General features: G+C 70.6%; 20 protein-coding genes. 16 read left to right on the forward strand and 4 right to left on the reverse strand.

Going from position 1 to position 17,928, the window contains the following annotated elements:
- Window positions 1-59 precede the first annotated feature (59 nt).
- Window positions 60-1,079, forward strand: coding sequence for a class II fructose-bisphosphate aldolase (gene fbaA, locus C3E78_RS01720; RefSeq protein WP_108576686.1), 1,020 nt, complete (start codon window positions 60-62; stop codon window positions 1,077-1,079).
- 85 nt (window positions 1,080-1,164) lie between these two features.
- Here fbaA and C3E78_RS01725 read toward each other — a convergent pair whose 3' ends face one another.
- Window positions 1,165-2,133, reverse strand: coding sequence for a type IV toxin-antitoxin system AbiEi family antitoxin domain-containing protein (locus C3E78_RS01725; protein ID WP_108576687.1), 969 nt, complete (start codon window positions 2,131-2,133; stop codon window positions 1,165-1,167).
- A gap of 217 nt (window positions 2,134-2,350) precedes the next feature.
- On the opposite strand from C3E78_RS01725, the gene C3E78_RS01730 reads away from it, so the two are divergent.
- Window positions 2,351-2,764: a DUF3151 domain-containing protein gene (locus C3E78_RS01730; protein ID WP_108576688.1), complete on the forward strand. Its 414-nt coding sequence runs from the start codon at window positions 2,351-2,353 to the stop codon at window positions 2,762-2,764.
- Here the strand turns inward: C3E78_RS01730 and C3E78_RS01735 are convergent.
- Together C3E78_RS01735 and C3E78_RS01740 are read right to left on the reverse strand one after the other, a co-directional pair.
- The gene (locus C3E78_RS01735; RefSeq protein ID WP_108576689.1) at window positions 2,761-3,651 is read right to left on the reverse strand and encodes a diacylglycerol/lipid kinase family protein; all 891 of its coding nucleotides are present in this window, start codon (window positions 3,649-3,651) and stop codon (window positions 2,761-2,763) included. The genes C3E78_RS01730 and C3E78_RS01735 overlap by 4 nt on opposite strands.
- 48 nt (window positions 3,652-3,699) lie before the next feature.
- Window positions 3,700-4,662 (reverse strand): EamA family transporter, encoded by a 963-nt coding sequence (locus C3E78_RS01740; protein ID WP_199906903.1) that lies wholly within the window; start codon window positions 4,660-4,662, stop codon window positions 3,700-3,702.
- A 48-nt stretch (window positions 4,663-4,710) separates the two neighbouring features.
- Between C3E78_RS01740 and C3E78_RS01745 the strand changes: the two genes are divergently transcribed.
- From C3E78_RS01745 to C3E78_RS01805, 13 genes are all read left to right on the forward strand, one after another.
- The gene (locus C3E78_RS01745; RefSeq protein WP_108576691.1) at window positions 4,711-5,244 is read left to right on the forward strand and encodes a CGNR zinc finger domain-containing protein; all 534 of its coding nucleotides are present in this window, start codon (window positions 4,711-4,713) and stop codon (window positions 5,242-5,244) included.
- Window positions 5,245-5,339: 95 nt separating this feature from the next.
- Window positions 5,340-6,623 carry an adenylosuccinate synthase gene (locus tag C3E78_RS01750; RefSeq protein WP_108576692.1) on the forward strand — a complete coding sequence of 428 codons (1,284 nt, stop codon included), beginning with the start codon at window positions 5,340-5,342 and terminating at the stop codon, window positions 6,621-6,623.
- 37 nt (window positions 6,624-6,660) lie between these two features.
- The gene (gene purD / locus C3E78_RS01755) at window positions 6,661-7,917 is read left to right on the forward strand and encodes a phosphoribosylamine--glycine ligase (RefSeq protein ID WP_108576693.1); all 1,257 of its coding nucleotides are present in this window, start codon (window positions 6,661-6,663) and stop codon (window positions 7,915-7,917) included.
- Entirely contained in the window at window positions 7,914-9,335 is a 1,422-nt protein-coding gene (gene purB, locus C3E78_RS01760) for an adenylosuccinate lyase (RefSeq protein WP_108576694.1), read from the forward strand. The genes purD and purB overlap by 4 nt, the downstream gene beginning before the upstream one ends.
- 54 nt (window positions 9,336-9,389) lie before the next feature.
- Window positions 9,390-9,764, forward strand: coding sequence for a DUF3592 domain-containing protein (locus C3E78_RS01765; protein WP_108576695.1), 375 nt, complete (start codon window positions 9,390-9,392; stop codon window positions 9,762-9,764).
- Between the two features lie 43 nt (window positions 9,765-9,807).
- Window positions 9,808-10,692 (forward strand): phosphoribosylaminoimidazolesuccinocarboxamide synthase, encoded by an 885-nt coding sequence (locus C3E78_RS01770; protein ID WP_108576696.1) that lies wholly within the window; start codon window positions 9,808-9,810, stop codon window positions 10,690-10,692.
- Between the two features lie 72 nt (window positions 10,693-10,764).
- Window positions 10,765-12,321 (forward strand): long-chain-fatty-acid--CoA ligase, encoded by a 1,557-nt coding sequence (locus C3E78_RS01775; RefSeq protein ID WP_108576697.1) that lies wholly within the window; start codon window positions 10,765-10,767, stop codon window positions 12,319-12,321.
- 150 nt (window positions 12,322-12,471) lie between these two features.
- The gene (gene purS, locus C3E78_RS01780; RefSeq protein WP_108576698.1) at window positions 12,472-12,726 is read left to right on the forward strand and encodes a phosphoribosylformylglycinamidine synthase subunit PurS; all 255 of its coding nucleotides are present in this window, start codon (window positions 12,472-12,474) and stop codon (window positions 12,724-12,726) included.
- A complete protein-coding gene (gene purQ, locus C3E78_RS01785; protein ID WP_108576699.1) occupies window positions 12,723-13,394 on the forward strand; it encodes a phosphoribosylformylglycinamidine synthase subunit PurQ in 672 nt (223 codons plus the stop codon). The genes purS and purQ overlap by 4 nt, the downstream gene beginning before the upstream one ends.
- Window positions 13,395-13,430: 36 nt before the next feature.
- Window positions 13,431-14,096, forward strand: a complete 666-nt coding sequence (locus C3E78_RS01790) for a TOPRIM nucleotidyl transferase/hydrolase domain-containing protein (RefSeq protein ID WP_108576700.1) — start codon at window positions 13,431-13,433, stop codon at window positions 14,094-14,096.
- A gap of 5 nt (window positions 14,097-14,101) precedes the next feature.
- The gene (locus tag C3E78_RS01795; protein ID WP_108576701.1) at window positions 14,102-14,320 is read left to right on the forward strand and encodes an SCO4848 family membrane protein; all 219 of its coding nucleotides are present in this window, start codon (window positions 14,102-14,104) and stop codon (window positions 14,318-14,320) included.
- A 14-nt stretch (window positions 14,321-14,334) separates the two neighbouring features.
- On the forward strand, window positions 14,335-14,616 hold the full coding sequence (locus C3E78_RS01800; RefSeq protein WP_108576702.1) for a GNAT family N-acetyltransferase: 282 nt from the start codon (window positions 14,335-14,337) through the stop codon (window positions 14,614-14,616).
- Window positions 14,617-14,763: 147 nt separating this feature from the next.
- Window positions 14,764-16,167: a DEAD/DEAH box helicase gene (locus C3E78_RS01805; protein ID WP_199906904.1), complete on the forward strand. Its 1,404-nt coding sequence runs from the start codon at window positions 14,764-14,766 to the stop codon at window positions 16,165-16,167.
- 76 nt (window positions 16,168-16,243) lie between these two features.
- On the opposite strand, the gene C3E78_RS01810 is transcribed toward C3E78_RS01805, so the two are convergent.
- Complete coding sequence (locus C3E78_RS01810; RefSeq protein ID WP_135804894.1) at window positions 16,244-16,609, reverse strand: hypothetical protein; 366 nt, start codon at window positions 16,607-16,609, stop codon at window positions 16,244-16,246.
- 118 nt (window positions 16,610-16,727) lie between these two features.
- On the opposite strand from C3E78_RS01810, the gene C3E78_RS01815 reads away from it, so the two are divergent.
- Window positions 16,728-17,909 (forward strand): Nramp family divalent metal transporter, encoded by a 1,182-nt coding sequence (locus tag C3E78_RS01815; protein WP_199906983.1) that lies wholly within the window; start codon window positions 16,728-16,730, stop codon window positions 17,907-17,909.
- Window positions 17,910-17,928: the final 19 nt, after the last annotated feature.

Genomic DNA, 17,928 nt, shown 5'->3' on the forward strand with positions numbered 1-17,928 from the left:
AGGGCGAATCGGGGTGGAATACTGACAGCCATCCGCTCGTCGTCCTTCAGGAGTCCTTCATGCCCGTCGCCACACCCGAGGTCTACGCCGCGATGCTCGACAAGGCCAAGGCCGAGTCCTTCGCCTACCCGGCCATCAACGTCTCGTCCTCGCAGACGCTGAACGCCGCCCTCGCCGGGTTCGCCGAGGCCGAGAGCGACGGGATCATCCAGGTGTCGACCGGTGGCGCGGAGTACTTCTCCGGCCCCACCGTCAAGGACATGGTCTCCGGCTCGCTGGGCTTCGCCGCCTTCGCCCAGGAGGTCGCGAAGAAGTACCCCGTGAACGTCGCGCTGCACACCGACCACTGCCCCAAGGACAAGCTCGACGGCTTCGTCCGTCCCCTCGTCGCGGCCTCGGCCGAGCGGGTCAAGTCCGGTGGCCTGCCCTACTTCCAGTCGCACATGTGGGACGGCTCGGCCGTGCCGCTGGACGAGAACCTCGAGATCGCGCAGGAGCTGCTGGCCGCCTGCGCCGCGGCCAACATCATCCTCGAGGTCGAGATCGGCATCGTGGGTGGCGAGGAGGACGGCGTCGAGGGCGGCATGGGCGAGCACCTCTACACGACGCCCGAGGACGCGCTGGCCACCGCGGAGGCACTCGGCCTCGGCGAGAACGGCCGCTACCTGACCGCCCTGACGTTCGGCAACGTCCACGGCGTCTACAAGCCCGGCAACGTCACCCTGCGCCCCGAGATCCTGAAGGCCGCTCAGGAGGCCGTCGCCTCCAAGTACGGCAAGGACTCGCCGTTCGACCTCGTCTTCCACGGCGGATCGGGCTCCCTGCCCGAGGAGATCTCGGCGGCGGTGGACTACGGCGTCGTCAAGATGAACGTCGACACCGACACGCAGTATGCGTTCACGCGTCCCGTCGCCGGTCACATGATGAGCAACTACGACGGCGTCCTGAAGGTCGACGGCGAGGTCGGCAACAAGAAGGCGTACGACCCGCGCGCCTGGGGCAAGGCCGCCGAGGCCGGCATGGCCACCCGCGTCGCCGAGGCCTGCGCCGCGCTCCGCAGCGCCGGCACCAAGCTCTGACCCCTGACCCCTCCGGATTCCCAGGAGAACCCAGAAAACCGGCACGTCACCCTTGGTACGACAGGGGTGACGTGCCGGTTTTCTGTCAGGCGATGACCGAGCGCCCGTAGATCGAGCGCGAGCGCTCCAGATCGGCGCGCACGCGCAGGGCCGTCGCGCGGGCGTTCTGCGCGGACAGGTGTGCCCAGACCAGTCGCGTCATGCCCCAGCCCTGCGCGCGGACCCGGTCCTCTCGTCGCTTCTCGGCGAAGACGGACTCGAAGCCCTCCGGCTCGAACGTGCCGTCGAACTTGATCCGGCCGTCGAACTCAGCCAGGTGCCGGTACAGCTCCCACGCGAAGTCGGCACGCGCCACGAGCCCGCCGGCCCGGTCGACGACCCGGAACTGCAGGTCGGGCGTCGGCAGGTCGTACCGCCAGAACAGGTAACGGCTGCGGGACTCGCCAGGGGACTCAGAACGGGCGTCCGCGAGGCTGAGCGTCAGCCGCCCCGCGCGGGACCCACGCCACGTCCGGAACGGGCCGGCCGTCTCGAGGAGGGACTCCGGCGTCACCAGCCCTCGGTGCAGTGCCGCGTCGACCGTCACGAGCGCCGACTCGACCGGCAGGGCGCAGGCCAGCTCCCAGATGCACCGATCCGGGGAGGAGACGAGGACGCCGTCGACCTCGACCACGTCGCCGTCCCCGATCGAGCCGACATGGTGCTGGACGCCGGCCTCGTGCCGCCCGCGCCCGGTGTCGAGCCGGGTCACGTGCACCTCGTCGAGCGGGGCGTCCCACAGGGGCAGGCCGTGGATCACCGCCGCGGACTGGTGGGTCAGGGCGACGGTGCCCTGGTGGCGCTTGAGGACCGCACGGCTGCGGACAGCGAGCTTCTCCTCCGTCTGCAGCGGTCCGTACGCGGTGCTGAGGGCGTACAGGCCCGCGCCGATGCGGGTGAGCAGACCGACGCGGATCGCCTCCCGGACGTCCCGGTCGTCGTAGCCGGCGCCGAGGATCTCGGGCCGGGTGATGAATCCGCGCTCCTCGGCGCGGACGAGCAGGTGATCGTTCATCGTGCCAGCGTCGGCCCGTGGCAACGGGGCCGGAGAGGGGCGATCGGCGCGCGGTGGACGACGCGGAACGCCCGACGGCCTGTGGACGACGGGGTGCCCGGCGCGGGAGGGGTGCCGGGCTCTGCCAGGAAACTGGCACCTCGCCCCGGTCGCGCCCTGTCGTCGGTGACAGGCTCCGGGGTTCTCCTGGGAATCAGCGGGGTGCGAGGATGGCGGCATGACGAACCTCTTCGGTGAACCGCCCGCCACGTTGCTGCCCGAGGACCCGGGAGCCGCCGAGCTCGCCGCGGGGGACAGCCCGCAGACCGTGGCGTCGCAGCACCCTGACTCGGCGCTCGCCTGGGTCACTCTGGCCGAGCTGGCGCTGGCCGAGGGGCGCGATCTCGAGGGGTACGCGTTCGTGCGCACCGGCTACCACCGCTCGCTGGACCTGCTGCGCCGCAACGGCTGGAAGGGCCACGGCCCCCTCCCGTGGGAGCACGAGCCCAACCGCCCGTTCCTGCGCTCGCTGGCCGCCCTCGCCGAGGCCTCGGAGCGCTTCGGCGACGACGCCGAGGCGCACCGCTGCCGCGAGTTCCTGCACGAGTCGAGCCCCGAGGCGTACGCCGAGCTGGTCGCGCCGAAGTCCTAGGGGACGTGGACCGTCATCGCTGACGGCAGCAACGTCCAGCGGTGGTGCGTCGACGGCGCAGTCAGCTCGCCGTCGCTCGTGCACCGCAGGGCGTCCCCGCGGACCTCGACCTCGGTGCCCCGCAGGTAGACCACGTCGTCGCGGCGGTGGTGCTCGCCGCGACGCACGCTGAACGCGTACGCGATCCGCCGCCGGGGCGACTCGGTGTAGGACACCGACACGTCGAGCTCGCCGTCGGACGGATCGGCCTGGGGCAGGAGCGGGGCCCCGCCACCGACGAACCGGCCGTTGCCGACGGCAACCTGGATGACCGGCTTCTTGCGCTCCAGCTGCTTGCCGTCGACCGAGATCGTCAGACGGGCCCCGGGCGTCGTGAGTCCCTTCAGCCCGGTGAGGATCGCGCCGATGGCGTAGCCGATGGGGCCGAGGGCCTTCTTCCACGGACGGGCGGCGGCTGCGGCCTCCGCGCCGATGCCGATGTGCGCGGCGTTGACGACCACACCGCCGTCGCCGTCCGCGATCAGGTCGATCTCGCGGGTCTGGCCGGAGACGAGCACCAGCGCCGCCTTGGCCGGGTCGTCGGGCAGGCCCAGCGTGGCCGCGAAGTCGTTGCCGGTGCCGAGCGGGATCAGGCCCACGGTGACGGTGTCGAGCCGCTTCGCGTCGTGGAGGGCCTGGACGACGGCGTGCAGGCTGCCGTCACCACCGAGCACCAGGACGGTGTCGACGTCGGGGCGCTCGGCCAGCGCCGACGACAGGTCGTCGGGGCTCGACGTCTTGACGAGATCCACCGTGAAGTCGTCCCGCAGCGCGTCGACCGCTGACTCGACCGCAGCGTCGTCTGCGGTCCCGGCGTCGGCATTGGCGATCGCTAGCAATGACTTCATGGCGCGGCAAGACTACGGGGTCGCGACCACGTCGTGCGTGGTCCGCCGTCACGGTGTCCCGCCGGCCGGCGGTGCTTCCTCGATCTGGGGCTCGCCGAGACGGACCGCGACGACACCGCCGAGGATCAGCGCACCGCCCAGCAGCTGCACGACCCGTGGTGTCTCCGAGAGCAGCAGCCAGGCGAACAGGACGCCGAACACCGCCTCGGACAGCCCGACGAACGATCCGAGTCGCGATCCGAGGCGCCGGCTGCCCGCGATGCTGAGCACGTACGAGAGAGCGGCCGTGACGACGCCGAGGAGCAGCAGCACGAGCCACCACGTCAGCTCTGTCCCGGCGAGCTCGACGTCGCGGTGCGAGGTGGCCATGGGGATGATGCCGATCGCGCCTGCCGCGAGCAGTGTGAGACCGCCGACCACCATGCCGCCGGCGGCCAGCGTGAGCCCCGGCAGTCCGTTGCCCTCGTCCGCCGACAGCACCCAGTAGACCGCCGCGCAGACCATCGCACCGAGGGCCCAGGCGATGCCGAGGACGTCGAGGTCCGCCCCCGAGGTCAGGTCCAGCACGAGGACGAGGCCCGCGATGGCGAGGACCGCACCGGCGACCGTGAGGCGGGTGGGACGTTGACCGTGCCGCCACCACATCCAGCCGAGCACCGCCACCGGGCAGGTGAACTCGATGAGGATCGCCACTCCGACCTGCATGCGGTCGACCGCGTTGAAGTAGGCCAGCTGGGTCCCGGCCACGGCGATCAGTCCGTAGGCCACGATGAGCCGGATGTTGCCGTGAACGAGGTGCCAGCGTCCGCGCATCGTGAGGACGGTGGGGACGGCGAGGACGGCTGCCGCGATCAGGACACGGACCGTGACGGCCGCGCCGGCGGTCCACCCGGCCTGGATGAGTCCCTTCGCGAACGGGCCGGACAGGGCGAACGAGGCGGCACCGGTCACGGCGAAGGTGACACCGGAGGCGGCGCGGGAGGCGGCGAGGTCGCGGGTGTCATGAGTCATAGGGGCCATGACATGTGACGCTAGACCCATCGTGTGTAAGGTGTCAACGTGGTCTTCACTCATGACACCGAGATCGTCCTTGCCGCTGCGGTCTGGCTCGTCAACTCCGCGCAGGAGCCGGACGCGCTGACGACGACCGACGACGTCACCGCGTTCTACGTCGAGAACGGCTACACCGGCCTGCACACGGGCGACGTGGCCGAGCTGGAGGAGCTGCGCACCCTGCGCCCGCAGCTGCGCGAGCTCCTGACCGTGGACCGGGACGCGGCGGCCGAGGTCGTCAACCGGATGCTGAGCGACGGCGACGCCCGGCCGCAGCTGCGGCGGCACGACGGCTTCGACTGGCACCTGCACGCCACCGAGGACGACCAGCCGCTCGCGGTGCGGATCGCGGTGGAGACCGCGATGGCGATGGTCGACGTCATCCGTGCGGAGGAGACGTCACGGCTCGGGGTCTGCGCCCAGGACGACTGCGAGGGCATCGTCCTGGACCTCTCTCGCAACCGTTCCCGGCGTTTCTGCAGCACCACCTGCGGCAACCGGGCCGCCGTGGCGGCATATCGCGCACGTCGTTCTGGCTGACCGATCTCCGACGCGGCGACGATTCGCGCTAGACTGCGCCGGTAAGAGCCCCGCAACAACGGGGCTTGTCGCACGTATGAGGGTGGTGCATCTCCATGCCCGCAGTCGTCATCGTCGGAGCCCAGTGGGGCGACGAAGGCAAGGGCAAGGCCACGGACATCCTGGGTAGTCGGGTCGACTACGTGGTGAAGTTCAACGGTGGCAACAACGCAGGGCACACGGTCGTGATCGGCGACCAGAAGTACGCCCTGCACCTCCTGCCGAGCGGCATCCTGAGCCCCGGCTGCGTGCCGGTCATCGGCAACGGTGTCGTCGTGGACCTCAAGGTCCTGTTCGAGGAGATCGACGGGCTCAACGAGCGCGGCATCGACACGTCGCGCCTCGTCGTCAGCGCCAACGCGCACGTCATCGCCGACTACAACCGGACGATGGACAAGGTCGCCGAGCGCTTCCTCGGCAGCCGCAAGATCGGCACGACCGGTCGCGGCATCGGCCCGACGTACGCCGACAAGATGAACCGCCTCGGCATCCGCATCCAGGACCTGTTCGACGAGAAGATCCTGCGCCAGAAGGTCGAGGGCGCCCTGGACCTGAAGAACCAGATCCTCACCAAGATCTACAACCGCCGCGCGGTCGAGGTCGACGAGATCGTCGAGGAGCTCCTGTCGTACGTCGACCGGCTCCGCCCGATGGTCGCCGACACGCCGCTGCTGCTGCACGACGCCCTCAAGGCCGACAAGACCGTCCTGCTCGAGGCCGGCCAGGCCACGCTGCTCGACGTCGACCACGGCACCTACCCGTTCGTGACGTCGTCCTCGGCCACGACCGGTGGCGCCTGCACCGGCTCGGGCATCGCGCCGACGGAGATCACCCGCGTGATCGGCATCGTCAAGGCGTACGCGACGCGTGTCGGCGAGGGCCCCTTCCCGACCGAGCTGTTCGACGAGGACGGGGAGCGCCTGCGCCAGAACGGCGCCGAGTTCGGCACGACGACCGGGCGTCCCCGCCGCTGTGGCTGGTACGACGCGCCGATCGCGCGCTACGCGGCCCGCATCAACGGCGTCACCGACTTCGTGCTGACCAAGCTCGACGTGCTGACCGGCTGGGAGCAGATCCCGGTGTGCGTGGCGTACGACGTGGACGGCGAGCGCGTCGACGAGATGCCGATGACGCAGACCGGCTTCCATCACGCCAAGCCGATCTACGAATACCTCCCCGGCTGGACCGAGGACATCTCGGCCGCGCGGACGTTCGAGGACCTGCCCAAGACCGCGCAGGAGTACGTCCTCGCGCTCGAGGAGATGTCCGGTGCCCGCATCTCGACGATCGGCGTCGGCCCGGACCGCGAGCAGTCGATCGAGCGGTACGACCTGCTCTGAGCGGGCCCCGTCCGCCGGACCGATAGGCTCGTCTCCCGTGAAGACGCTAGTCATCGGCACCGGCGGCCGCGAGCACGCCCTGGCCCTTGCCCTGTCCCGTGATCCGCAGGTCACCGAGGTGCACGCGGCACCGGGCAACCCCGGCATCGCGGCGGTCGCGACCCTGCACGACGTCGACCCGATGGACGGCGCGCAGGTCGCGGACCTCGCCACCTCGCTCGGCGTGGACCTGGTCGTCGTCGGACCTGAGGCGCCGCTCGTCGCAGGAGTGGCGGACGCCGTCCGCGCCGCCGGCATCGCCTGCTTCGGGCCGAGCAAGGAGGCGGCCCAGCTCGAGGGGTCCAAGGCGTTCGCGAAGCAGGTGATGGCCGGCGCGGAGGTGCCGACCGCCCTGGCGCACGTCTGCGAGACGCCCGAGCAGGTCGTCGCGGCGCTCGACGCGTTCGGTCCGCCGTACGTCGTGAAGGACGATGCGCTCGCGGCCGGCAAGGGAGTCGTCGTCACCGACGACCGTCAGGCCGCGATCGACCACGCCGCCGCGTGCGACCGGGTCGTCATCGAGGAGTTCCTCGACGGTCCCGAGGTGTCGCTGTTCGCGATCACCGACGGCGAGACCGTGCTGCCGCTGCAGCCCGCGCAGGACTTCAAGCGGGCCTACGACCGGGACGCCGGACCCAACACCGGCGGCATGGGTGCGTACACGCCGCTGGACTGGACGCCGGACGACCTGGTCGCCGAGGTGTCGCGTCGCGTCCTCGTCCCGACGGTGCAGGAGATGGCCCGCCGGGGCACCCCGTTCCAGGGCCTGCTCTACGCGGGGCTCGCCCTGACCAGCCGCGGGGTCCGGGTCATCGAGTTCAACGCCCGCTTCGGCGACCCCGAGACGCAGTCGATCCTGTCCCTGCTCAAGACGCCCCTGTCGGCGCTCCTGCACGGCGCCGCCACCGGCGACCTGGCAGCGGTCGGCCTCCCGCAGTGGGAGCGGGCCTCGTCGGTCACCGTCGTCGTGGCGGCCGAGGGATATCCCGAGGCGCCGGTCAAGGGCGACGCGATCGAGGGCCTCGACGCAGCCAACGCGCTCGAGGGCGTCGACGTGATCCACGCCGGCACCGCGGTCGTCGACGGCCGGCTCGTGACCGCGGGAGGGCGGGTCCTGTCCGTGACCGCAGTCGGCGCCGACCTGGCCGAGGCGCGCCGCCGGGCCTACGCCGGCATCGACCTCATCGACATCCGCGGTGCCCACCACCGCACCGACATCGCCCTCGCGGCGGAGCAGGGAACAATAGAGCCGTGACCACCCCCAACGTCCTCGCCAACCGCTACGCCTCCCCGGAGGTGGCCCGCATCTGGTCGCCCGAGCACAAGATCGTGCTCGAGCGCCGCCTCTGGATCGCCGTCCTGAGGGCACAGAAGGATCTCGGCGTCGAGACCCCCGACGGCGTCATCGAGGCGTACGAGTCCGTGATCGATCAGGTCGACCTCGCCTCGATCGCGGCGCGCGAGAAGATCACCCGGCACGACGTCAAGGCGCGGATCGAGGAGTTCGCCGACCTCGCCGGCACCGAGCACATCCACAAGGGCATGACCTCGCGCGACCTCACCGAGAACGTCGAGCAGCTGCAGATCAAGGCCTCGTTGGAGCTCATGCGGGAGCGGGCGATCGCCACCCTGGCCCGCCTCGGCCGCCTCGCCTCGGAGCACGCCGAGCTGGTCATGGCCGGCCGCAGCCACAACGTCGCGGCGCAGGCCACGACCCTCGGCAAGCGCTTCGCGACCGTCGCCGACGAGCTGATGGTCGCGATCGACCGCCTCGACGACCTCATCGCCCGCTACCCCCTGCGCGGCATCAAGGGCCCGGTCGGCACCGCGCAGGACCAGCTCGACCTGCTCGGTGGCGACCAGGAGAAGCTCGCCGAGCTCGAGCGCCGGGTCGCCTCCCACCTGGGCTTCGACAAGGTGCTGACGAGCGTCGGTCAGGTCTACCCCCGCTCGCTCGACTACGACGTCGTGACGGCGCTGGTGCAGCTCTCGGCCGCACCGTCCAACCTCGCGACGACGATCCGTCTGATGGCCGGCAACGAGATCGTGACCGAGGGCTTCAAGCCCGGCCAGGTCGGTTCCAGCGCGATGCCGCACAAGATGAACACCCGCTCGTGCGAGCGCGTCAACGGCCTGGCCGTGATCCTGCGGGGCTACTCCTCGATGGTCGGCGAGCTCGCGGGCGACCAGTGGAACGAGGGCGACGTGTCGTGCTCGGTCGTCCGCCGGGTGGCCCTGCCGGACGCGTTCTACGCCTCGGACGGATTGTTCGAGACGTTCCTGACCGTCCTCGACGAGTTCGGCACGTTCCCGGCCGTGATCCAGCGCGAGCTCGACCGCTACCTCCCGTTCCTGGCCTCGACCAAGGTCCTCATGGCCGCGGTGCGCAATGGGCGCGGCCGCGAGACGGCGTACGAGGCGGTCAAGCAGCACGCCGTCGCCGTCGCGCTCGAGATGCGCGAGAAGGGTGCCGCGGAGAACGACCTGTTCGCGCGCCTGGCCGCCGACGAGCGCCTGGGCCTGTCGAAGGACGACCTCGCGAGCCTCGTCGCGTCCCCGATCGACTTCACCGGCGCGGCCGTCAGCCAGGTCCACGCCGTGGTCGCCCGCATCGAGGAGATCGCCGCCGCCAACCCGACCGCGGCGGCGTACGCCCCCGGCTCGATCCTCTAGTCCCGGGCCGCGGTCGACCGGGCGCGTGTCGCCGGGTCGACCTAGGCTCGAAGGATGCCGATCCTCGTCGTCCCTGTGGCGTTCCTGGCCGGCGGGGCCGTCCTCGTGTGGTGGGCCCTGAGGCGCCGCCGGGCGCTGGCCCTGCGGCCGTCCGGCTGGCTGCCGGTCACCGGCACCCTGGTGGGAGCCGGCGCGTCCCGTCGCGTGGAGTACGTCAGCCCGGACGGCCGGCGGCTGCGCATCCAGGTGCCCGCGGGTGTGCCCCTGCCCGACGAGGGGCCGGTCGAGGTGCTCCTCGACCCCCGTGACCCGTCGCGCGCGCGTCTGGCCGAGCCCGACGTCGTCGCCGTGCGCCTCGTCCGCCAGCTGCTGCTCCTCGGCATCGTGTCGCTCGTGGTCGGCCTGGTCATCCTCGTGGTGCTCGCCTGACGCACGCGCCCGACCGGCGGCTCGGGACCACTAGGCTGAGCGCGTGCCACTCGACATCCCTGGAGCCACCCACCTGCACTCGGGCAAGGTCCGCGACCTGTACTCGCTGGAGCCCGCCGATGACGAGACGGGGGAGGAGCGCCTGTTGATGGTCGCGTCCGACCGCATCTCGGCGTTCGACTTCATCCTCACGCCCGGGATCCCCGACAAGGGCGAGATCCTCACCCGCATGTCGCTGTGGTGGTTCGACCAGCTGGCCGACCTGGTCCCCAACCACGTCGTCTCCACCGCGGTGCCCGAGAAGGTCCGCGGCCGCGCCCTGGTCGTCGAGAAGCTCGACATGTTCCCCGTCGAGTGCGTCGCCCGCGGGTACCTCACGGGATCCGGCCTGGCCGACTACGAGGCGACCGGCGAGGTCTGCGGGGTGCCGCTGCCCCCGGGGCTGGTCGACGGCTCCAGGCTCCCGGAGCCGATCTTCACCCCGGCGACCAAGGCCGAGCTCGGTGAGCACGACGAGAACGTCTCGTTCGAGGCGGTCACGGAGACGATCGGCCTCGAGAGCGCCACGGCCCTGAAGGACCTGACGCTGCGGATCTACGCCCGGGCCGAGGAGATCGCCCGCGAGCGCGGCATCATCCTGGCCGACACGAAGCTCGAGTTCGGTGCCCGCCCCGACGGCACCATCGTGCTCGGCGACGAGGTGCTGACGCCGGACTCGTCCCGCTTCTGGCCGGCCGACTCGTACCAGCCCGGGCGCGCCCAGCCGTCGTACGACAAGCAGTTCGTGCGCAACTGGCTCGTCTCCCCCGAGAGCGGCTGGGACCGCGCCTCAGACGAGCAGCCGCCGACGCTCCCGGACGAGATCGTGGCCAAGACGCGCGAGCGCTACGTGCAGGCGTACGAGCAACTCACCGGACAGGCCTTCTGAGCGTCCGCCCGGCATCGCCCGTTACCTCCCAGTAGTGTGACGACAGTCCGTCGTCGCACCTGAGGAGCACCCGTGGCCAATCTCTCCGCCCTGCTTGAGGACTCCGTCGAGAAGTACGCCGACCGCACGGCGATCGTGTTCGGTGACACCCGGCTGACATATGCCCAGGTCGACGGCGCCGCGAACCAGGTGGCCAACCTCCTGGTCGAGCGCGGGATCGAGCCCGGTGACAAGGTCGCCCTGTCGTGCCCGAACCTGCCTTACTTCACGATCGTCTACTACGGGATCCTCAAGGCCGGCGCGACCGTCGTCCCGCTCAACGTGCTGCTCAAGCCGCGTGAGGTGGCGTACCACCTGGCCGACTCGAACGCGAAGGCGTACTTCGCCTTCGAGGGCACCCCGGACCTGCCGATCGGCGACTCCGCGTGGGAGGGCTTCCAGGCCACGGACACCTGCTCGGAGTTCTTCCTGATCCGCATGGACGCCAAGTGGCCCGAGCCCTTGTCGCCGCCGGAGTACTTCGCGCCGCTGGTCGCAAAGCAGCCGCCGACGTTCGAGACGGTCGAGCGCGACGACGACGACACCGCGGTCATCCTCTACACCTCGGGCACCACGGGGCAGCCCAAGGGCGCCGAGCTGCGGCACCGCAACATGCGTGACAACGCGCTGTCGGGCCAGGACCTGTTCGGCGCCGACGCCGACCACCCCGACACCTACCTGAGCGTCCTGCCGCTGTTCCACTCCTTCGGGCAGACCGTGATCCAGAACGGTGCGTTCGCGTTCGGCGGCACGGTCGTGATGCTGCCGCGGTTCGAGGCCAAGCCGGCGCTCGACCTGATGCTGCGCGAGAAGGTCACCTTCTTCGCGGGCGTGCCCACGATGTACTGGGGGCTGCTCGCCGCGCTGGACGACAGCATCGACGTGAAGACCCTGGCCGCGAACCTGCGGGTCGCCGTCTCGGGTGGTGCCGCGCTGCCGGCCGCGATCCACAAGGAGTTCAAGGACCGCTTCGGCGTGACGATCCTCGAGGGCTACGGCCTGTCGGAGACGTCCCCGGTGGCCTCGTTCTCGGTGTACGGCCAGGAGCCGCGCGTCGGCTCGATCGGCCGGCCGATCCCGGGCGTGGAGATGAAGCTCATCCAGAGCGACTGGTCCGACGTCGACGACGACCCGGACGCGGTCGGCGAGATCGCGATCAAGGGCCACAACGTCATGAAGGGCTACTACGGGCGGCCCGAGGCGACCGAGGACGCGATCAAGGACGGCTGGTTCCGCTCCGGCGACCTGGCCAAGAAGGACCAGGACGGCTTCTACTTCATCGTCGACCGGTCCAAGGACATGATCATCCGGGGCGGCTTCAACGTGTACCCGCGCGAGATCGAGGAGGTGCTGATGGAGCACCCGGCGGTCTCGCTGGTCGCGGTCATCGGCGTCCCGCACGAGTCGCACGGCGAGGAGATCAAGGCCGTCGTGGTCAAGAACAAGGACCACGACGACGTCAGCGAGGCCGATCTCGCCGCCTGGGCGAAGGAGCAGCTCGCGGCGTACAAGTACCCGCGCATCGTGCAGTTCGTCGACGAGCTGCCGATGACCTCCACGGGCAAGATCCTCAAGCGCGAGCTGTCCTGATCCCGGTCGGCACGGACGATGAGGGTTTGAGGTAGCTCGGGCTGCCCAGAACCCTCATCGTCGGTCCCCCTCGGCGGTGGGGTCCAGCGGCCCACCGGCACGTCGTCACGCCCCGTTACACTGGGCGCACCGACCACTCAAGGAGCGTCCGTGGCCCGCGTCATCGTCGATGTCATGCCCAAACCCGAGATCCTCGACCCCCAGGGCAAGGCGGTCCATGGGGCCCTGCCGCGCCTGGGCTTCACCGCCGTGACCGACGTGCGTCAGGGCAAGCGTTTCGAGCTCGAGGTCGACGCGGCCGACGAGGCCACGCTCGCCGAGATCCACCAGGTGGCGGAGACCCTGCTCTCCAACCCCGTGATCGAGGACTACTCCGTACGGGTCGAGGACGAGGTCACTCGATGAAGATCGGCGTCGTCACCTTCCCGGGGTCGCTGGACGACACCGATGCGCAGCGCGCCGTGCGTCTCGCGGGCGGCGAGCCGGTCGCGCTGTGGCACGGCGACCACGACCTGCAGGGCGTCGACGCCGTCATCCTTCCGGGCGGCTTCTCGTACGGCGACTACCTGCGCTGCGGCGCGATCGCCAGCTTCGCCCCCGTCATGACCGAGGTCATCAGCGCGGCCCAGGGCGGCATGCCGGTGCTCGGCATCTGCAACGGCTTCCAGATCCTGTGCGAGTCGCACCTGCTGCCCGGCGCGCTGATCCGCAACAACCACCGCACCTTCATCTGCCGCGACCAGACCCTGCGGGTCGACAACGCGTCGACGGCGTGGACGACCGACCTGGCCGAGGGCCAGGAGATCGTCATCCCGCTCAAGAACGGCGAGGGTGGCTTCATCGCCGACGAGACCACGCTCGACCGGCTCGAGGGGGAGGGGCAGGTCGTCTTCCGCTACGTCGGCGGCAACCCCAACGGCTCGCTGCGCGACATCGCCGGCATCACGAACGAGCGCGGCAACGTCGTGGGACTCATGCCGCACCCCGAGCACGCGGTGGAGGACCTCACCGGTTCGGGCACCGACGGACTCGCCCTGTTCACCTCGGGACTGTCGGCGCTGGTCTCGCGCTGAGCGCACCCATCTGCCCGGTCGCGGCAGACTGGGGGCATGGACACTGCGTCCCCGGACGAGATGGCGCGCCTGCGCCAGGCCGTGGTCGCGTGCGCCGCTGACGGACCCGACGGCGCGGCCGCTGCCAGGGTGGCAACCGTCCTCGCGGCCGAGCTGCGCCTGCGGGTCGTGGTGCTGGTGGAGGGGGAGAGCGACCGGGCCGCCGTCGAGGCGCTCGCGCACCGCCGCGGACGGGACCTCGCCACCGAGGCCGTGTGCGTCGTCCCGATCGGCGGAGCCACGAGCATCCGCCGGTTCCTGGCCGTGGTGGGTCCCGGCGGCCTCGACGTCGGACTGGCCGGGCTGGTCGACCGCGCCGAGCTGCGGTTCTTCCGCCGGGCGCTCGAGGATGTAGGCGTCGGCCTGGCCGGCTTCTTCGTGTGCGACGCGGACCTCGAGGACGAGCTCATCCGGGCGCTGGACGTGTCGGGCGTGGAGTCCGTCGTCGCTGCGGAGGGCGAGCTCGGCAAGCTCAGGACCTTCGAGCACCAGCCCGCGCAGCGGCACCGCCCCCAGGCCGATCGCCTGCACCGGTTCCTCGGCACCCACAGCGGTCGCAAGGCACAGTACGCCCGGGCGCTCGTGCAGGCGCTGCCGCTCGACCGGGTGCCGCGGCCGCTCGACGACCTCCTGACGTACGTCGGACCGCGGCTGGAAGAATGAGCGGCATGGATCTCCCCGTCGCCGTCTCCGTCCTGCTGATCGTCGCGGGACTCTGGAACCTCGTGATCTGGCCGCAGTTCCTGCGCCGCGTGATCAAGGACCCGCGGGCTCGCGACGAGGCCGGCAAGGCCACCACCTTCCTGACCGTGCACATCGTGCTGGTCACGGTCTCGATGGTGCTCGGCATCGCCGTCGGCGTCGTGGGAATCGCCGCGCTCGTCTGAACGTTGTCGCAGGCATGAGTCACGAGATCGTGCACAACGCGGACGAGCAGCGCTACGAGATCCTGGTCGACGGGGTGCTCGCCGGATTCACCGAGGCGAGGGAGCACGACGACAAGGTCGTCGTCTTCCCCCACACCGAGGTCTTCGACCAGTTCGAGGGCCAGGGCCTGGCGTCCGAGCTGGTGGCCGGCGCCCTCGACGACGTCCGCGCCCGTGGCAAGAAGGTCGACCCGATCTGCCCTTACGTCGCCCGGTTCATCAAGCGCCACAAGGACTACGCCGACCTCCTGGCCTGAGAGTGGTCTCACACGGCCCCGAATCGTCGCCGTGGATGACCGACTGCTAGTATGTGAACACGTGAACGCGCAATTCTGCGCTGTTCCGGCCCGACGAAGTAGCGCTTCTTGCGTGAAATGGTTTGCGGGCACCGTCCCGATACGTCTGTGAGTTCCTTGAATCAGCCTGCCGGCAGCACTGTGCTGCCCACCTTCTCCACCCTTTCCCTTCCCCAGCCTCTCGTCCAGGCGCTTGCCCGCCAGGACATCGTCAACCCCAGCCCGGTGCAGCTGGCGGTCGTCCCCGACGCCCTGGCCGGCAAGCACGTGCTGGGCCGCGCCCGCACCGGCTCCGGCAAGACGCTGGCCTTCGGCATCCCCGTGTTGGTCCGCCTCGCCGGCCGCACGAGTCGCCCCAAGGCCCCGCGTGGCCTGATCCTGCTGCCCACCCGTGAGCTGGCCACCCAGGTCCGCGCCGCGATGGAGCCGCTCGCCCAGAAGATGGGCCTGCGCCTCACGACCGTCTACGGCGGTGTCCCGATCAACAAGCAGATCAACACGCTCAAGAACGGTGTCGACATCGTCATCGCGACCCCGGGTCGCCTGACCGATCTGCTCGATCGTCGTTGCATGACCCTGGACGACATCGAGATCACCGTCCTCGACGAGGCCGACCACCTGTGCGACCTGGGCTTCTACAAGCCGATCGACGCGATCCTCGGCCTGACGCCCGAGCGCAGCCAGCGCCTCCTGCTGTCGGCCACGCTCGACGGCGACGTCAACAAGCTCGTCAAGCGCCACCTGCCGCAGCATGTGCTGCACGAGGTCGACTCGGGCGAGAGCGCCGTCGACACCATGGAGCACCACGTGCTCGTCAGTGGTGCGACGGAGAAGTCCAAGGCAGCGTTCGACCTGCTCCGCGCCAACCCGCGCAGCATCGTCTTCACGCGGACCCGCCGCGGTGCCATGCGTCTGGCCAAGCAGCTGACGCAGAACGGCATCGAGGCCGTCGACATGCACGGTGACCTCTCGCAGCGCCACCGTGAGCGCAACCTCGAGGCGTTCAGCAGCGGTCGCGCCAGCGTCATCGTCGCCACGGACGTCGCGGCTCGCGGCATCCACGTCGACGGCATCGGCCTGGTCGTGCACTACGACGCTCCCGCCGAGCACAAGGCGTACCAGCACCGTTCGGGTCGCACGGCCCGCGCCGGGGAGTCCGGAGCCGTCGTCACGATGACGACGCCCGAGGCCCTGCGCGACGTCATGCAGCTGCAGAACAAGGCCGGTGTCACGGCCCGTCACCACGATGCGCGCACCGCGCCGTCGCCGATGACGGTCGAGGCGCTCTCCGGCGCCGGCACCGAGGCGCCCCATGCCTCGTCGGTCCGCCAGGGTGCTCGCTCCGGCGGCAGCCGCGGCGGTTCCGGCAACCGTGGCGGAGGACGCCCCCAGGGCGGGTTCCGCGGCAACGGTGGCGGACGCCCGCAGGGCTCGGGCGGCAACCGCGGCGGTGGCGGCGGACGTCGTCGCTCCGGCGGAGCCGGCTCCACCACGGTCTACTCCTCCTCGTAGGAGATCCTGCACGACGAACACACGACGCCATCCCGGTCACGCACCAGGGATGGCGTCGTTCGTCGTTCCGGGGGGCTCAGACCGGCAGCATGCCGTCCGCGAGGGCGACGTCCTTGTGGAAGCGGCGATGGATGTACATCTTGTCGCCGAGGGTCGTGCACTTCCACCAGAGCCCGCTCGGCGGCCCGATCCGGGTGGTGCGGGGGAGCTCGCGCAGCACGGATCTCGGCGTGCCCGTCGTCCACTTGCCGCAGTCGAGCACGACGATGCGCTGAGGCGTCACGACGACGGCCTCGAAGCGGTTCCAGAAGATCCACAGGTAGGTCAGTGCGCCCCACCACCCGCTGATGCGCTGCCCGACCATGACGGCGACGATCGGCTCGCCGGGTCGGAGGAACTTCTGGGAGTTCTGGGCGATCTTGTCCCTGATCATGATGGCCATGGCCGGGAGGCTAGGGCATCCCGCCGGGACCGCGTGGTTGCCGCGCCGGACCGGCTCGTCCGGGTACGGCATGCTGGTGCGCATGCTCGTGAGGGATCGGCTGCCGCGACTCGGGCTGCTGGGCCCTGCGTTCATCGCCGCGGTCGCGTACGTCGATCCGGGCAACGTCGCGACCAACGTGACGGCGGGCTCGGAGTTCGGCTACACCCTGGTGTGGGTGGTCGTCATGGCCAACGTCATGGCGGTGCTCGTGCAGTACCTGTCGGCCAAGCTCGGCCTGGTCACCGGACGCTCGCTGGCCGGGCACATGGGGGAGCGGCTGCCGTCCGGACCACGGATCGCCTACTGGCTGCAGGCCGAGGCCATCGCGATCGCGACCGACCTCGCCGAGGTGGTGGGCGGCGCGATCGCGCTCAACCTGCTCTTCGACCTCCCCCTCGTGCTGGGCGCGATCATCACGGCGGCGGTCGCGATGGTCATCCTGCGCGTCGGCGACCTGCGAGGACAGAGCGCGCTGGAGCGCGTGATCATGGGCTTCCTGGCGCTCATCGCGGTGGGCTTCATGGCCGGGCTGTTCATCGACCCTCCGTCCGCCGGTCCCCTCGCCGAGGGACTGATCCCCACCTTCGAGGGCTCCGAGAGCGTTCTGCTCGCCTCGGGCATCATCGGCGCGACCGTCATGCCGCACGTCATCTACCTGCACTCGAGCCTGACCACGTCACGTCTCGGGTCACGCGGGGACGGGCACTCGGTGCGGCACCTCCTGCGGGCCACCCGCACCGACGTGGTCCTGGCGCTGATCCTGGCCGGCGTGCTCAACCTGTCGCTGCTCGTCGTCGCCGCCACCAGCCTCGAGGGGCTGGCCGGCACCGACACGCTCGAGGGCGTCCACCGGGTCGTGAGCAGCGAGCTGGGTGCCGGCATCGCGCTGCTGTTCGCGGTGGCGCTGCTGGGCTCGGGGCTCGCGTCGACCTCGGTCGGCAGTGCGGCCGGTGCCGAGGTGATGCAGGGGCTGCTCGGCGTGCGCCTGCCGGTGCTCGTGCGCCGCGTGGTGACCCTGATCCCGGCGCTGGTCGTCCTCCTGCTCGGCGCCGAGCCGAGTCGTGCGCTGGTCGTCTCCCAGGTGGTGCTGTCGATCGGCATCCCGTTCGCGCTCGTCCCGCTCGTCCTGCTGACGTCGCGGCGTGACGTCATGGGCGAGCACGTCAACGCCCGGGGCACGACGATCGCCGCGTGGGTCGTCGCCGCGATCGTCATCGCGCTCAACGTCTCGCTGCTGTGGCTGACCTTCGCGGGTTGAGACCGTCCTGATCGGGGTA

It is taken from the genome of Aeromicrobium chenweiae (genome assembly GCF_003065605.1).
Lineage (GTDB): Bacteria > Actinomycetota > Actinomycetes > Propionibacteriales > Nocardioidaceae > Aeromicrobium > Aeromicrobium chenweiae.

Coding starts and splice junctions, on each gene's coding strand:
- C3E78_RS01735 (WP_108576689.1), bottom strand. CDS start 3,651: ATGAAGTCATTGCTAGCGATCGCCAATGCCGACGCCGGGACCGCAGAC.
- C3E78_RS01725 (WP_108576687.1), bottom strand. CDS start 2,133: ATGAACGATCACCTGCTCGTCCGCGCCGAGGAGCGCGGATTCATCACC.
- C3E78_RS01790 (WP_108576700.1), top strand. CDS start 13,431: ATGGACACTGCGTCCCCGGACGAGATGGCGCGCCTGCGCCAGGCCGTG.
- C3E78_RS01800 (WP_108576702.1), top strand. CDS start 14,335: ATGAGTCACGAGATCGTGCACAACGCGGACGAGCAGCGCTACGAGATC.
- C3E78_RS01810 (WP_135804894.1), bottom strand. CDS start 16,609: ATGGCCATCATGATCAGGGACAAGATCGCCCAGAACTCCCAGAAGTTC.
- fbaA (WP_108576686.1), top strand. CDS start 60: ATGCCCGTCGCCACACCCGAGGTCTACGCCGCGATGCTCGACAAGGCC.
- C3E78_RS01750 (WP_108576692.1), top strand. CDS start 5,340: ATGCCCGCAGTCGTCATCGTCGGAGCCCAGTGGGGCGACGAAGGCAAG.
- C3E78_RS01765 (WP_108576695.1), top strand. CDS start 9,390: ATGCCGATCCTCGTCGTCCCTGTGGCGTTCCTGGCCGGCGGGGCCGTC.
- C3E78_RS01730 (WP_108576688.1), top strand. CDS start 2,351: ATGACGAACCTCTTCGGTGAACCGCCCGCCACGTTGCTGCCCGAGGAC.
- purQ (WP_108576699.1), top strand. CDS start 12,723: ATGAAGATCGGCGTCGTCACCTTCCCGGGGTCGCTGGACGACACCGAT.
- C3E78_RS01795 (WP_108576701.1), top strand. CDS start 14,102: ATGGATCTCCCCGTCGCCGTCTCCGTCCTGCTGATCGTCGCGGGACTC.
- C3E78_RS01740 (WP_199906903.1), bottom strand. CDS start 4,662: ATGACTCATGACACCCGCGACCTCGCCGCCTCCCGCGCCGCCTCCGGT.